General features: G+C 29.5%; 15 protein-coding genes. All 15 read left to right on the forward strand.

Annotated features, from left to right (window positions below; genetic code table 11):
• Window positions 1-47: 47 nt before the first annotated feature.
• The gene (locus tag ACQ0RB_RS03560; protein ID WP_430496526.1) at window positions 48-1142 is read left to right on the forward strand and encodes a glycosyltransferase family 4 protein; all 1095 of its coding nucleotides are present in this window, start codon (window positions 48-50) and stop codon (window positions 1140-1142) included.
• A complete protein-coding gene (locus ACQ0RB_RS03565) occupies window positions 1142-2089 on the forward strand; it encodes a glycosyltransferase family 2 protein (protein ID WP_430496528.1) in 948 nt (315 codons plus the stop codon). Before ACQ0RB_RS03560 ends, ACQ0RB_RS03565 begins: the two co-directional genes overlap by 1 nt.
• A 21-nt stretch (window positions 2090-2110) precedes the next feature.
• On the forward strand, window positions 2111-3448 hold the full coding sequence (gene murJ, locus ACQ0RB_RS03570; RefSeq protein WP_131506745.1) for a murein biosynthesis integral membrane protein MurJ: 1338 nt from the start codon (window positions 2111-2113) through the stop codon (window positions 3446-3448).
• Entirely contained in the window at window positions 3441-4313 is an 873-nt protein-coding gene (locus tag ACQ0RB_RS03575; protein WP_430496530.1) for a glycosyltransferase family 2 protein, read from the forward strand. The genes murJ and ACQ0RB_RS03575 overlap by 8 nt, the downstream gene beginning before the upstream one ends.
• 1 nt (window position 4314) lies before the next feature.
• The gene (locus ACQ0RB_RS03580; RefSeq protein ID WP_430496532.1) at window positions 4315-5412 is read left to right on the forward strand and encodes an O-antigen ligase family protein; all 1098 of its coding nucleotides are present in this window, start codon (window positions 4315-4317) and stop codon (window positions 5410-5412) included.
• Window positions 5413-5432: 20 nt separating this feature from the next.
• The gene (gene asnB / locus ACQ0RB_RS03585; protein WP_430496534.1) at window positions 5433-7283 is read left to right on the forward strand and encodes an asparagine synthase (glutamine-hydrolyzing); all 1851 of its coding nucleotides are present in this window, start codon (window positions 5433-5435) and stop codon (window positions 7281-7283) included.
• A gap of 3 nt (window positions 7284-7286) precedes the next feature.
• The gene (locus ACQ0RB_RS03590) at window positions 7287-8372 is read left to right on the forward strand and encodes a glycosyltransferase (RefSeq protein ID WP_430496535.1); all 1086 of its coding nucleotides are present in this window, start codon (window positions 7287-7289) and stop codon (window positions 8370-8372) included.
• A complete protein-coding gene (locus tag ACQ0RB_RS03595) occupies window positions 8369-9442 on the forward strand; it encodes a glycosyltransferase (protein ID WP_430496537.1) in 1074 nt (357 codons plus the stop codon). The genes ACQ0RB_RS03590 and ACQ0RB_RS03595 overlap by 4 nt, the downstream gene beginning before the upstream one ends.
• 167 nt (window positions 9443-9609) lie before the next feature.
• Window positions 9610-10761: a glycosyltransferase family 4 protein gene (locus ACQ0RB_RS03600; protein ID WP_430496539.1), complete on the forward strand. Its 1152-nt coding sequence runs from the start codon at window positions 9610-9612 to the stop codon at window positions 10759-10761.
• A 2-nt stretch (window positions 10762-10763) separates the two neighbouring features.
• Window positions 10764-11375 (forward strand): sugar transferase, encoded by a 612-nt coding sequence (locus ACQ0RB_RS03605; RefSeq protein ID WP_430496689.1) that lies wholly within the window; start codon window positions 10764-10766, stop codon window positions 11373-11375.
• A 4-nt stretch (window positions 11376-11379) separates the two neighbouring features.
• Window positions 11380-12156 carry a TauD/TfdA family dioxygenase gene (locus ACQ0RB_RS03610; protein ID WP_430496541.1) on the forward strand — a complete coding sequence of 259 codons (777 nt, stop codon included), beginning with the start codon at window positions 11380-11382 and terminating at the stop codon, window positions 12154-12156.
• Complete coding sequence (locus ACQ0RB_RS03615) at window positions 12153-12902, forward strand: aldo/keto reductase (protein ID WP_430496543.1); 750 nt, start codon at window positions 12153-12155, stop codon at window positions 12900-12902. Before ACQ0RB_RS03610 ends, ACQ0RB_RS03615 begins: the two co-directional genes overlap by 4 nt.
• A gap of 13 nt (window positions 12903-12915) precedes the next feature.
• Complete coding sequence (locus ACQ0RB_RS03620) at window positions 12916-13929, forward strand: peptidoglycan bridge formation glycyltransferase FemA/FemB family protein (protein WP_430496544.1); 1014 nt, start codon at window positions 12916-12918, stop codon at window positions 13927-13929.
• A 217-nt stretch (window positions 13930-14146) separates the two neighbouring features.
• The gene (locus tag ACQ0RB_RS03625; protein ID WP_430496546.1) at window positions 14147-15001 is read left to right on the forward strand and encodes a cupin-like domain-containing protein; all 855 of its coding nucleotides are present in this window, start codon (window positions 14147-14149) and stop codon (window positions 14999-15001) included.
• A 135-nt stretch (window positions 15002-15136) separates the two neighbouring features.
• Window positions 15137-15982 (forward strand): class I SAM-dependent methyltransferase, encoded by an 846-nt coding sequence (locus ACQ0RB_RS03630; RefSeq protein ID WP_430496548.1) that lies wholly within the window; start codon window positions 15137-15139, stop codon window positions 15980-15982.
• The last annotated feature ends 36 nt before the right edge of the window (window positions 15983-16018 follow it).

The raw sequence follows: 16018 nt of genomic DNA on the forward strand, positions 1-16018 counted from the left end.
GAACATAGAACTATTAAATTAACTACATTTACATAAATTATTAGAATTTGAAGCCCAAAAAAAATATTGCTTTTGTTGTGTATAGTTTGAACTCTGGAGGTGCAGAACGCGTAGTAACTACATTAGCCAATTATTTTGCATTACAATACAATGTTACTATAATAACAATTGTTAATACTACACCATTTTATACCTTAAATAAAGAAATTACATTGAAGTCTTGTGTCAATGAGATTAACAATAGTAAAAACTTAGTTAGTGCTTTAAAGAATAACACAAAGCTCATTAAAACAATAAAAAAACATTTAAAGAGTGAAAATATTGACTTAGTATTAAGTTTTATGACCACATCAAATGTATTAAGTTTAATTGCTTCAAGATCTTTAAAAATACCATGTATAATTTCAGAAAGAAGTAACCCATACATATACACAAACAATTCTTTTTGGGATAAACTTGTAAGATATACCTACCCTAAAGCTAACTTCTTAGTAGTTCAATCAAACTTGATTAAAAATTATTATCAAACTTTTGTTAAGAGCAATAAAGTTTTAATCCTTCCTAATCCTATTTCTGAAACATTAAGTTCTCAAAAAAATATTTCTAAAAAAAGAACACCTACTATAATTAATGTTGGACGGTTAGACAGTAATAAAGCTCAAGATGTATTATTAAAAGCATTTGCGAGCATAAATAAAAAGGACTGGAAACTTGTTTTAATTGGCGATGGTGAATTACGAAAAGACTATGAAAAACTCACTAAAAAGTTACATATAGCCAACAACGTTATATTTACAGGCAATATTAACGATGTTCAAAATTATTACAATACAGCTAGTATTTTTGCTTTTACATCAAAGTCTGAAGGTTTTCCTAATGCTTTAATAGAAGCTATGTATTTTGAAATGGCATGCATATCAACAGATTGTCCGACAGGACCTTCAGATATTATTGAAAACACCAAAAATGGCTTCCTAATTGAAGTCAACAATCAATCACAATTAGAAAGCAGACTTATAGAACTAATCGATAATAATACCCTTAGAGATTCACTAGGAAAAGAAGCTTTTAAAACCGCTAAGGCATACGAAGTAACTCAAGTTGCTGAAAAATGGAACGAACTCATAATTAAACTTATATAATGTTTAGAGATTTAATTCCAAAATACATTGAACAACCAACTAAGGCATTTAAGTATAAATTTACTGTTTTTACACCTGTATATAATTGTGAAAAAACAATTGAACGTGTTCACGACTGTTTAGTTAAACAAAGTTTTAAGGATTTTGAATGGTTAATCATTAATGATGGCTCTACCGATAGTTCTCACAACATCATTTCAAGCATTATAAAAAAGTCGTCTTTAGAGATTAAGTATATACATAACACCAAAAATAAGCATAAGATGAGCTGTTTTATGCAAGCCATTAAATTAGCCGATGGTGATTTTTTTTTAACATTTGATGCTGATGATGAATGCGTTGATAATGCCTTAGAAGTGTTTAATAGTACTTACAACAGTATACCTGTTGAGAAAAAAAACACTATTGTTGCTATTACAGCTTTATGCATTGATCAAAATGGTGATCAGGTAGGTGACTCTTATCCTACGAGTCCATATTTTAGTAATACCTTTGAATCATATACTGTAAAGAGAATTTTAGGTGAAAAATGGGGTTTTACTAAAACTAATATTTTAAGGAATATAGTTTACAACAAAGCGTTTATTAGCAACGGTTTTATGCCTGAAGGACTTGTTTGGAATCTATTAGCTAAAAAAGGTTTTATAACTGTTTATATTAATAAGGCATTACGTATTTATCATACTAACATTGAAAACTCAATATCTAGTTCTAACATTGAAAAAACTGCTTTAGGATCTGCTACACAACTCATTGCTAACTACAATTGGTTCTTTAAAGAGAACTTTTTAAAAGCACCAACATACTTTATAAAAAGCTTATACTTTTTACTAAGATTATCTAATTATTTAGATTTCAACCTAAAAAACTACACAACATCTATTGATTCACCTATTATCAAGTTTTTCTTTGTACTATTATGGCCAATTAGAAGATTTCTAAAATAGACTTAACCAATACCAGTACAATTGAATTCAAAATTCGATTTAAAATCTTTTATAAGTAACTTACTTAAAAACTCAACGGTTACTAATGTAATTACCGTTGGAGTAACTACTTTAATTGTAAGTGGGCTTGGTTTTTTTAAAGAAATAGTTGTAGCTAATAGCTTTGGTCTTTCGGAATTACTCGACACTTTTTACATAGCTATATTGTTTCCCACATTTATAAGTGGTGTTTTTCTAGATTCGTTTAAAAGCGTTTTTATACCAAACTATGTTAGCGAATTAAAAACAGGAAAAAACATAGGAGCGTTTCAAAGCACCAGTTTTATTGTGACAATTGTAATATCCTTAGTGTTTTTACTTATTGCTATACTTTTTACTGACACTTATTTAGAAACATTTTTTAAAGGTCACACTACACAATACTATAGTTTAATTAAAACACAATTTTATTATGTAGCTCCTTGTATTTTATTTTGGGGACTTTCTTCTTTAATAAGTGGATTATTAAACATTGATGACGAGTTTAAATTTTCTTCAATTGCAAGTATTTTTACGCCTATATCAATTATTATATGTCTCGTTTTTTTTAAAGAGGCTCTTGGAAGTTTGGTACTTGCTTTAGGCACATTATTTGGAAGCATCCTAAACTTCTTGTTTTTGTTGATAGTAGCACTTAATCGAAAAATTATCACATTACAAACACCTGATTTTATTTCGGTTAACATTAAAGTATTATTTAAGCAAATACCTGCTAAAGTGTCATCTAGCTTGCTAAGTGGTATTAACCCACTTATAGACCAATACTTTTCAGCTCAATTAATTGTTGGTTCAATAGCTGCTCTAAATTATGGAATCAAAATTCCTGCTTTTGCGATCTCAATTGTAGGTATTGCAGTTGGCAATGTACTTCTGCCCTATTTTTCTAAAAATGCTGTTGATAATAAAGAAGCTACTTTTAAAAAACTAAAACTAATACTTAAATACCTTATAATTAGTAGCTCTATTATAGTAATTATACTAGTTCTTCTCTCTTCTCCAATTATATGGCTTGTTTTTGAGAGAAATGCTTTTACAAGTTCAGACACTGTAATTGTATCAAAAATACAACAAATGTATATTTTACAAATACCTTCTTATATTAGTGGCTTAGTGATGGTTAAGTTTTTAACATCAATAAATAAAAATAACTTTATGGTATTAACTTCTTTAGTAAGTTTAATTCTAAATATTGTGTTCAATTTTATTTTAATAGATGTAATGGGAGTTTATGGATTAGCATTAGCTACATCGTTAGTTTCCATAGTTAATAGTATCATTTTATATGTCTATATAAACAAATTAAACAGTTCCTATGTTTAATATAATTACACCAACATATAATAGAGCGCATACATTACCTAGAGTATACAAATCTTTAATACAACAAACCTCCAAAACATTTGAATGGATTATTGTTGATGATGGTAGTACTGATAACACATATCAACTAATTAGTGAATGGATAAAAAACACTACCGAATTTAAAATTACTTACCATAAACTAAATATTAATAAAGGAAAATCTAATGCTGTAAACGTTGCAATAGATTTATGTAAAGAAAAATACACCATAATTGCAGATAGCGATGATACTTTTATTCCAGAAACAATATCAGATTTAAAAGATATTTGGACTAACAATACTGATAATAGCATTGGAGCTATTTGGACACTCACTAAGGATGAAAGCGGTCAAATTATTGGAGATAAGTTTCCTGAAGATTATTGGAAAGTAGATTTTAAGACTAGAGTTCTCAAACATAACATTGAAGGCGAAAAATGGCATTGTTGGAAAACTAGTGTTTTAAAATCTAACAAAATGATTTTAAGCGATGAATGTCATATTGGCGAAAGTCACACTTGGAATCATATTAATAGATCATTTGATTTTTTATGCATAAATATTGCCCATAGAATTTATTTCCATTCTAACGATGGGCTTATTGCCACAAAAACAAGTAAAGAAAGAAAAGCCAAAGTCTATTACAACAGTGCTTTGATTGAGTTAGAAAACGTATCCTTAAATGATATTATAAAATACAAATTTTATAGGTTTTATGCATTTCAATACATAAAATCTAACCTATATTTAAAACGAAGAACCAATCGCTTGTCTTTTGTAAAAAAGCTTACATGCTTTGTGATATTTATGTTGAATATTCCATTAAAATTAGTAAGAACTTAATATGAAAATCCTAAAATACATAATTCTAATTTTAATTCTTTGGGGTATTGATAGCTTCTCATTTTTTGTGTTTGGAGAAACCATAGGTGGTTATGTTAGTCATCTTACTTTTATACTATTACTTGGGTATTATTTCTTTGCAAGAAAGCGTCCTGTAATTATCCCTTTAGCCATCCTAGGAATTAGTTATTTTATAATTTCAGGTCTAACATATATTGATAATTATGAAGTTTACATCAATGAGTTTATCAAATACGGTATTCTAATTATTTGTGGTGCTGAAGTAGCCAGAGACACATCTTCAAAAGAGTTAATACTTTTTCTTTTAATTGGAGCAGCAAGTGTATTAATTCATTCTTTATTTTTTGCTGATAACTATGGTAGGTATAGTGGCTTTTATTTAAATCCTAATGGAGCAGCTTTTGTATGCCTAATAGGCTACTGCTTAACATTTAACATTAGTAATAAAACTACAAAGTATTTATTTACATTCATTTTTACTTTTGCAGGTATTTTAACCTTTTCAAGGTTCTTTTTTTTAATGTGGTTTCTAATAACATTACTTTCTGCAATAAGTAACAAAAAAAACTTGCAATTATTTGGAATTGGTATTGGCACATTGGCTCTATTAATAAGTTTTGCCACAATATTACAAGTTAACACTACTCGATTTTCTCTATTAATTGGATTATTAAATAATAATGCACAAACAGAACGACTAACTGAAGATAGCCGAATGAGCAGATGGTCTACCTATTACAATGATATTTTAGATAAGCCAATTTTTGGTAATGGTTATAAAAGTTTTAGCGGTATAGACAATATTAAACAAGGTGTGCATAACACCTACTTAATGGTTTTAGGTGAAGCAGGTATCATCCCCTTTTTGATTATTATAGGTATTTATTTGTATTTAATTAGAAAAACTATTTACGGCTACAAAACCAACACTGATAAATTACTCCTAGCCATATCATTAAGCGCTATTTTATTAACAATGCATAATTATTTTAATTACTACCTAATACTATTTATAACTATTTGGTTATTTAATAAAGTGAGTACAAATAACTCTCAAGAAAATGAAATAACTTTATAAAAGTAAACTCAAATCATACTATGTGCGGTATTTACGGAACAACATTAAATTATAACGAACAGCAAGTTAAGGACAAACTCAAGCGAACAGCTTTTAGAGGTCCTGATCAAATGGGTTGGCAGTTTTATAAAAAAGATAATAGACAAGTCATTTTTGGTCATAACAGACTTTCAATAATAGATTTAGACACTAGATCAAATCAACCATTTACTTATTACGATACAATTCATATTGTTTTTAACGGAGAAGTTTACAATTTCAAAACAATTAAAGAAACACTTAGTAAAAAAGGATATAGTTTTAAAACAACTAGTGATACCGAAGTACTTTGTGCTGCATATTTAGAGTATGGTGAAAAATGTGTAGATTACTTTGTTGGAATGTTTTCGTTTGTAATTTACGATGAAAAAAACAACATACTCTTTGGCGCAAGAGATAGACTAGGTAAAAAACCATTTTATTATTACCACAATGGTAAAGATTTTGAATTTGCTAGTCAAATATCCTCAATTCAATTACACTCCAACAACCTCACAATTTCTGAACGCGCAATAGCTTATTATTTATCCTGGGGAAATGTACCAGATCCTCAATCTATTTTCAGTCAAGTTAAAAAACTTAAAGCAGGACATAAGTTTACATTTAACCTTAGTTCTGGTGAGTTCAAATCACAACCCTATTGGGATATTGATTACACAAATAAAAACCCTTATAAAGGAAGTTATGAAGATGCTAAACAAGAACTTAAAACAATTTTAAATGACGCTGTAAAAAGCAGGTTATTTGCCGATGTTCCTGTTGGTGTATTCCTATCTGGAGGAGTAGACTCTTCATTAGTTGCTGCTACTGCAACGCAAACATCTAGCGCTAAGGTTAAAACATTTTCGGTTAAATTTAACGAAAAAGGCTTTGATGAAAGTCATTATGCACAGCAAGTTGCAGACCACTTACAAACAGATCATCATGTAATTGAATGTAATTACAACGAAGGCATCGATTTAATTAAGAATTTTTGCCATTATTACGATGAGCCTTTTTCTGATTCTTCAGCAATCCCATCAATGCTTTTAGCTAAACATACCAAAAAACATGTAACAGTAGCTCTTTCTGGTGATGGTGGTGACGAAAGTTTTATTGGATATCACAGATACAATTGGGCAAAAAAAGGAGGAGTTTATTACAAACTACCATTACCTATCAGAAAACTTGGTGCAGGAGTCTTATCTCTATTACCTCACTATAGACTAAATGTTATTGCTAAAGCTTTACAGTTTAAAGACGTAAATGAAGTTTACTTAGGCGCTATGACTGGTGTAGACTTATCTCATATAAACACAGACTATAACACTAGACTAGTTGACGAATCAAAATACTTAATGCACAATAATAAAAACCTATTTGAACGCATTAGTGATTTTGACACTAAAACCTATCTTAATTGGGATATAAACACTAAAGTAGATAGGGCTTCGATGGCTTTTTCACTAGAAGTTAGAGCTCCATTGCTAGACCATCAAATAGTTGAGTTTGCAAATTCGCTACCAACATCTTTTAAATTTCATAAAAAGGAAATGAAACGCATTCTAAAAGATGTGTTGTACGAATCAGTTCCAAAGCACATATTTAATAGGCCAAAAGCAGGCTTTACTATGCCTTTCTCTGAATGGTTTAGAGAAGATTTAAAAGACTATGTTTTAAGTGAATTAAATGAAGACACTTTAAAATCGCTACCCTGTATTGACACCAAAAAAGTGCAGTTTATGATTAACCAACATATGGATGGCACCTGGAATAGATACCCTTTAATATGGTCTTTATTAGTATTAAAACAATGGTTAAGTACTAATGGAAAAGGAATAAGTATAAGCTAACTTATGTCTAAGTCTAAAATAAATATACTTTTTGTTTTACCATCATTAAAGGCTGGTGGTGCCGAAAGAGTTATTTCTTTTATTGCTAGTAATTTAAACCCAAATAAATTTACATGCACGCTAATTGTTGTTGGTCAAAAAAAAGATGCTATATACAACACTGAAGCTATTGAGGTTCTTTTTCTTAATAAACGAAGAGTCTTAAATGCAATACCTAAATTATTTAAACATATACTAATAAAAAATCCTGATATAGTTGTTGGGTCTATTGCTCATGTTAACAGAGTGCTAGCTATGTTATCTATCTTTTTCTTTAATACTAAATTTGTTGGTAGAGAAGCTAGTGTATTAAGTATTATGAATAGTTTCAATACAAAAAAAAGTGTTTTTCAATTTCCTTTTTTTAAAAACTACCACAAGTATTTAGATGCTGTAATTTGTCAGTCTATTGACATGGCTAATGACCTAATATTAAACAATTCATTTTCCAAAGAAAAAATACACATAATCAACAATCCTATATCTGGTTATTTACCTATTAAATCTTCTAAGCCTATCACTACAGTAAAAGAATTTATCACAATAGGACGATTAAGTAAAGAAAAAGGTCATCTCAGAATTTTAGAAGCAATTTCTAAATTAAGCTTTGAATATAATTATACAATTATTGGAACTGGAGATGAAAAAGATGCAATTATACAGCATGCAAAACATTTAGGAATTATTGATAATATAAAAATTATTCCGCATACCAATACTGTAGCTCAATATTTATCTAACAGCGATATTTTTATCCAAGGCTCATATGTAGAAGGTTTTCCCAATGCTTTACTAGAAAGTTGTGTGGTTGGAACTCCTGTGATAGCTTTTAATGCTCCTGGTGGAACCAAAGAAATTATTGAAGAGAGCATAAATGGTTATATTGTAGAAAACACCACTCAATTTATTGAAACGTTGAATATGATGGTTCAAAAAGATTGGGATCCTAAACGCATCAATGCTTCAGTTACAAAAAAGTACAATAAAGAGTTAATTTTAGAAAAGTATGAAGCTTTGTTTAACAGTCTTTCATCTAAATCAAAACCATGAAAGTACTAATAATCATTCCAAATGATGCACTTGGTGGTGCAGAACAATACTTAAAAATGGTTGCATCCTACTTTAAAGAAGCAACTGTAGATATTTATTTTATCACAGTCTATGAAACAAAGCTTTGGGACGATATAAAAAATAACACAAATCAACACTTCTGCTCTACTGGCAATAAATTTTTGGGTGTTTTAAAATTTCTTTCTCTAAGTCAAAAACAAAAAAAAGAGTATGATTACGTTTTTACATCTCATATCTATATTAACGCTTTAGTAGGAATACTACTAAAACTTAAAATTTTAAAAACTAAAAAGTTTATCGCAAGAGAATCAACCTCAATTTTCCTTAGATACAAAGGATTAAAACTATTTTTATATAAGCTAGCATATAAAATTGGGTATAAAAAAATAGACTTATTGATTTGTCAGACTGAATTGATGAAAAACCAATTAATACAACATTTTAAAAGCATTGAAAAGAAAACAAAAATAGTAACAATCCCTAATCCATTAAATTTTGAATATTTACTTAATGAACGTGCAAAAGAAGGCGTAAATCTTCCTTTTGAATATATCGTATCAGCTGGTAGATTCATTCCAGAAAAAGGGTTCGATTTATTAATTAATGCCTTTTATCATGTTAAGATATCCTACCCAAATTTAAAATTGATACTTCTTGGTGATGGCGAATTAAAACCCGATTTAGTAGCGCAAATTAAATCTTTAAGTTTGGACAACGATATAATATTACCTGGTCATGTAAACAATGTGTTATCCTATTTTAAGTCTGCAAAACTATGTGTTGTATCATCAAGAATCGAAGGTTTTCCTAATGTCCTTTTGCAAATGATGTCGCAAAACAACAATGTAGCATCTACAACATGTGCTGGTGGAATTGATAAAATCGAAGGTATCTACTTATCAAAGCCAAATGATGCTGAAAGCTTAAAAATTGCTATTGAGAAAGCACTTTCTACATCAAACAGTACAAGCAACAGAAGTAAATTTGACAATTACCTTAGAGATAGAGACATTGACAAGTTTATTAAAAAAATTATTGCAATAACTTAAATCTCAAACAATCTTTTAAGTTGTTTTTACCTTCATCCTATAAACCTTTCCTTACAACTAATTAATCCTTTTATCATTTATTACAATTTAAATATTTGATATATTCGGCTAATAGTTTTTAGTGATAAAAAGATGTTCAACAACAACTTACATCTTAAAAAAATTAAATGAAAAAAATAATTCGAGTAACAACAATGCCTGGATCAATAAATTCACTTTTAAAAGGTCAATTAGGCTTCATGAGTCAACATTACAACATCTTAGCTGTGTCAAGCGATGAAGGTGGAAGACTCAAAAGTATTGGTGAGGAAGAGGGCATTCCTACTTATGCTGTAGAAATGACTCGAAAAATTACTCCTTTTAGAGATTTAGCTGCTACCTATTCTCTTTATAAATTATTTAAAAAAGAAAAACCCTTTATTGTACACACGCATACTCCTAAAGCAGGTATAGCAGGTATGCTTGCTGCCAAATTAGCCAAAGTACCACATCGTTTACACACTGTTGCTGGGTTACCTCTACTAGAAAGTAAAGGCTTAAAAAGAAAGCTGTTGGACATTGTTGAAAAATGCACTTACAACTGCTCTAGCCTAGTACTACCAAACTCTTTTGGTCTTAAACAAATTATTATTGATTTAAAATTTACAAATCAATCTAAATTAAAGGTAATAGGTAATGGAAGTTCTAATGGCATTAATGTTGAGCACTTCAATCCTGAGGCAATATCTGAATCACAAAAAGAAAAATTAAGACTAAAGTTTGGTATTCAACCCGATGATTTTGTGTTCATATTCGTAGGACGTATAGTTGGAGACAAAGGCATCAATGAGTTAATCAAGGCTTTTAACTCATTAAACAAAGAATACAGTACTATAAAGCTACTTCTGTTGGGTCATAAAGAAAGTCACTTAGACCCAATATCCAAAAAATCTCTAAAAGTTCTAAAAGAAAATAAAAACATTATAGAACTAGGTTTTCAAACCGATATTAGACCTTATTTATCAATTTCAAATGTTTTAACTTTTCCTAGTTACAGAGAAGGTTTTCCAAACGCAGTACTACAAGCATGTGCAATGCAAGTGCCTTGTATTGCCTCAAATATTAATGGTTGTAATGAAATTATAAAAAATGAAATTAATGGGATAATAATTCCTCCAAAAGATACCAAATCACTAAAAAACGCTATGGCGTTTTGTTTAAACAACCCTCAAAAAGTGAAAGAAATGTCTCTCCTATCTAGAAACACAATTATAGATTTATACAGTCAGGATATTGTTTGGAAAGAACTACTATCTCTTTATAAAACACTGGAAGAATGAAGATGTACCAACATTTTTTCAAACCATTATTCGACAAGCTAAGCGCTATACTTGGGTTAATAGTTATATCTCCTATTTTCATATTAACAACTCTACTATTAACTATAGCTAATAAAGGCAAACCCTTTTTCATTCAAAAACGTGGTGGTAAAAACAAAACCGTTTTTAAGATAATAAAGTTTAAAACCATGAACGATAAAAAGGATGCAAATGGAAATTTACTTCCAGATAAGCAAAGACTAACGAAAATTGGAAACTTTGTTAGAAACACTTCTTTAGACGAAATACCTCAACTAATAAACATAATAAAAGGTGACATGAGCCTTATTGGTCCAAGACCTATGCTTGCTGAGTACCTATCAATTTACAATGACCACCAAATACAACGTTTAAATGTAAAACCAGGAATAACAGGTTGGGCGCAAATAAATGGTAGAAACAACTTAACATTTAATAAAAAATTTGACTTAGATATTTGGTATATAAACAACCTAAGTTTTAAGCTAGATATTAAAATACTTTTTTTAACTTTGATTAAGATTTTCAGCACGTTAGATGTAAATCAGGATGGTAATTTAGAAGTAACTGCCGAAAAATTTAATGGTAAAAACTAAAGATATGAATTTCTACAACAATCTAAACTTACGCACTAACGACCCAGTTGAAAGTGCTGAAATGATAAAAGAAACTCTAAAAAATACAAAAGTACTCAAAGTTACTCCTGAGTGGTATTTAGGTGATTTGCGTCTTTTCTACAATAAGCTTGTAGATTATTTAGGTCCTGTAGTAAATGGTGGTGAAGATTTTACAAAAGGAGGCGTTTTAACTGGTGAACGTTGGTTAGAAATTAGATATGATGACGACATTCCTGATCTTGCTGCATACAGACACAGTAAAAATGCGCAGCCATTACATACTGATGAGTCTTACCTAACAAATCCTGCTGATATAATGCTTTTTTACTGTGTTAATAAAGCACCTGCTGGTGGAGCCACAACTTTTATTGATGGACAAGTTCTTGTAGATTATATGAAGAAAAATGCGCCAATTATGTTGGATGACTTAACATCAAAATCTATATGCTATAGAAAAGCAGATGAAGCGCGAACCGAAAAAATTATAGACATTCAAGACAATGGTAAAATTACCTTAAACTTTAACTACTATTGTATTGACCCAAATGAAACCGAAGAAAATAAAAAGCTTAATAAAGAGTTTTTTACATTTTTACAAGAATACATAGCTCACTCACATTTAGTAGAAAGGGTATATCTTAATCCTGGTGAATCTGTTTTATGGTGGGATCAATATGTATTACATGGTCGTACATCTTATGATGCAAAAAAAACCAACGACCGCTACATCTGGAAAACCGGCTTTAAGTGGGTAGGATGATGAATACTTTAAATCTGGGAAAAATCACTTTAGGAACAATGCGTTTCGTTGATAAAAACCTTAGTATCAAGGAAACAGTAAAACTTATTGAAGAGAGTTTTGATCTAGGCATTAATACTCACCATTCTTCATTTGAATACAATTCTTATTCCTTATACGCAAACGCCTTAAATAAAAGCAGTTGCAAGCCTCACATCAAACACATTGTTAAACTATCTTCTCCTCATTTTGGAGAGTCAAAATTTTCAGCTGAAAAGCTAGAAAAACTTATTGATAATGAGTTAAAACATTTAAAAGTCGACTGTATTGATGTTTTGCAATGGCTAGTAAGATCAGAACCTATTAATGACAACGACAGACTATCAGTTCTACTCCATCAAAAAGAAACCATAGAAGCAAGCTTATCAAGCTTAAAAGAAAAAGGTAAAATCAAACACGTGTTTGCTTTCCCCTACTCTGTAAACTTTGCACATGAGGTCATAAAACTAAAATCTGTTGATGGAATTATTTCTTATCTCAATAAATCTGAAACTGATTATTCCCACTTTGCAAATTCAGTACCTTTTATAGCCATAAGACCATTTTTTGCAGGAAAACTTTTTAATGATGCTTCAAACTCCTCTGAAAGCATAATTAGTGATTGTTTAGATTATGTGTATAAACACAAAAGCGTAAAAACCTCTATAATAAGCATAAACACTATACAACAACTAAGTCAGTATAAAAACTATTTAAAAAAGTCTTAATCGATTTTAGAAAATGATAAAAGAAATAACTTCAAAGCAAGAATGGGATAATGTTCTCAGTAAAGTTGATACTTACGACTTTTATCACACTTATGACTATCATATAATATCCAAACAAGAAGATGAAGAATGTGTACTCTTACAATTTGAAAAAGACAATTACCTAATAGCCATACCTTTAATTATAAGACCAATTGAAGGGACTGATTGTTTCGATATCACTTCTGTTTACGGTTATTCTGGTCCTGTTTCTAAAAACATATCTTACAGTTTTAACAACACACAATTTATAACTGAATTTAAAGAATACCTCTTTAATAAAAAGATTGTTTCTGTATTTAGTAGATTAAACCCATTTATCAATCATCAAAAAGACATTTTAAAAAATTTAGGAGACTGTGAAGACTTAAGTTCTGTTGTGTTTATCGATCTCACTAATGATATTGAAGTACAGCGTCAAGGATATCAACGTAGAATCAAATCACATATCAATAAATCGAGGCGATTGTGCACTATTAAAAAAGCCCAAACACAAGAAGAAATTGAAGCATTTATTGACATTTATTATGAAAACATGAATCGTGTAGATGCCGAAGATTCTTATTATTTTGACAAAGATTATTTCTTCAAGTTTCTAAAATGTAATGATTTTAAAACTGACCTGTTATTAGCTATTGATAATGAAACCAATCAATACATATCAGGTGTAATGTTCGTTAAAACAAACCAAATTGTACAATATCACTTATCTGGAACTAAAACAGACTTCCTTAATATTATGCCTGTAAAAATGCTGATTGACGAAATGAGAATATTAGCTACAAATGAAGGCTACAAATACCTAAACCTTGGTGGTGGTCTTGGTAGTAAAGAAGACTCATTATTACGCTTTAAGAAATCTTTTTCAAAAGAACTAGAAACATTTAGTCTATGGAAACATATTGTTGATGTAGATGCTTACAATAAATTATCATCTAAAAACGAAGTAACAAACACCAATTACTTTCCTGCTTATCGTTCAAAATAGATTTTATTGACTCTATCAAATCTTTTTTAACAAGAAAAACATTACAACAAATTAATTATCAACGTTTTACAGGCAAATAATCGTTTAAAGAGTATATTTTACCGATTTTAACCAAACTACCAAGACAGTTTACACTTAATTAGTTAAATTTAAGAGACTTAAAACAAGTTCATCTCCTTATTAATAGCATAAGTAATTCAAAATAAAATGGGACACCATGACTAATGCTTTTGAAATTGACAGACGAGAAGGACTGTCTAAAAAAGAATTTTACAATTCTTACGTAAAAAAATCTTTACCAGTTGTATTGACCGATAAAGGTGAATGGGTTTCGTCTGACAAGTTTTCAACTGACTACCTAAAATCACACTATAATCATTTAACACGAACTGTTAACGGTAAAAGTTATTCTTTATCTGAAATTATAGAACTTTGTAAGAAATCTACAAAAGAGAATAAAGCTCCCTACCCTAACATTTATGATGTCAAAAGAGATTTTCCCGAATTACTTAATGAAATACCAGAGTTATTGTATGGAAAATCAAATAGACTACAAAGCAAAATGCTACCAAAATTTATTGCTAAATACACCAACAAAAGAGAATTATTTTTTGGAGGAAAAGACTGTTCATTTCCAACGCTACATATAGATTACCTTGGTGTTCACACGCAATTAACACAAATAATTGGAGATAAAGACTTTTATTTATACTCTCCTGATCAGTCAGCATGTTTTTATCCTGATAAAATAAGAAGAAACCAAAGTCCAGTAAATATTTTTGAACCTGATTTAGAAAAATATCCGTTGTTCAAAAACGCAGTAGCTATAAAAACCACACTAAAACCTGGAGAAACCTTATTTATACCAGCTGGTTGGTGGCACACAACATATATTCATAATTTTAATTTAACCTATGCCATAGACCATGTAAACTCTTTTAACTGGAACTTTTTTATGGATGAATACTACCTTTCAGCTAAAAAAAATTATCCAAAACTAGCATCATTGGTTAAAGTCTATAAAGTTATCATGGGTAAAATATTTAATGCTAAAGAAGCAATACTCAACTAGAATTTAACAACTAAACTTCATTTCAAAGTATAAAACTGTATAATAAACTAATATTTAGTGTTTTTCATTTAATAATTAGCAATAAAACATAACTTTACGTTATTCAACTGCCTAAAAATTATTATGTTCGATAACATGAAATCAAAGTTCACACGAACTATTGCAAAACATATTGGTAATGTACTTGTATTTTTAAGACCTAAAAAAGCTCAAGAACTTTCAGAAAACAGAATTACACTAGTTCATAAAAACAAAAATAATTTAAGCTTTCAAGAACGTTTAATGCGTTTTGCCCTAGTACAAAACCTAGAAACATTAGACGATCACAATAAAATAGCCGAACAAAACAGAACTTTTTGGATAAATGAAAGCGCTACAGAGTTGTTTACCGAAACTAAAGATTCAATTAATACGTTTTTCATTCCACATTGTACTTTTATTTTTGATTTGTTAAAACAAGAAATTTCAAATCAAGATCAAGAAATTGACACACTGGTAGAAATAGGTACTGGAAACGGCAATATTCTTAACCACTTAAGCAATGAGTTTTCAAATTTTAAAAAGTTTATCGGAATTGATTTAAGCGCAAATCAAATTGAGATAAACAAAAAAAAATATAAACAAAACACTAAACTTGAGTTCGTAACAAGTGACGCCTATGATTGGGTTAAAAAAAATGGTAAAAAGAATACTGTTTTTGTTACTTACAATGGTGTTTTAGAATACTTTTTAGAACAGCAATTACAAGAGCTTTTAATAGAAATAAATAAGTTAAAAAACATTTTTTTTGTATCCATAGAGCCCAATGGAGCTAGTCACGATTTTGATAAAGACCCAAATACTCAGCTTTATGGTGATGAACCTTCTTTTTCACACAATTACCCGAAACTATTTAAAAATGCAGGTTTTACTTTATGGCATTTTTCACAGATACAACTAGAAGGAGAAAGTAAACAAACTTTTATTGGCGCTAAAAATTAGACTAATAAATCTTTAAGGTTTGTGCTAAAACGAATT

It is taken from the genome of Gaetbulibacter sp. PBL-D1 (genome assembly GCF_050509525.1).
GTDB lineage: Bacteria > Bacteroidota > Bacteroidia > Flavobacteriales > Flavobacteriaceae > Gaetbulibacter_B > Gaetbulibacter_B jejuensis.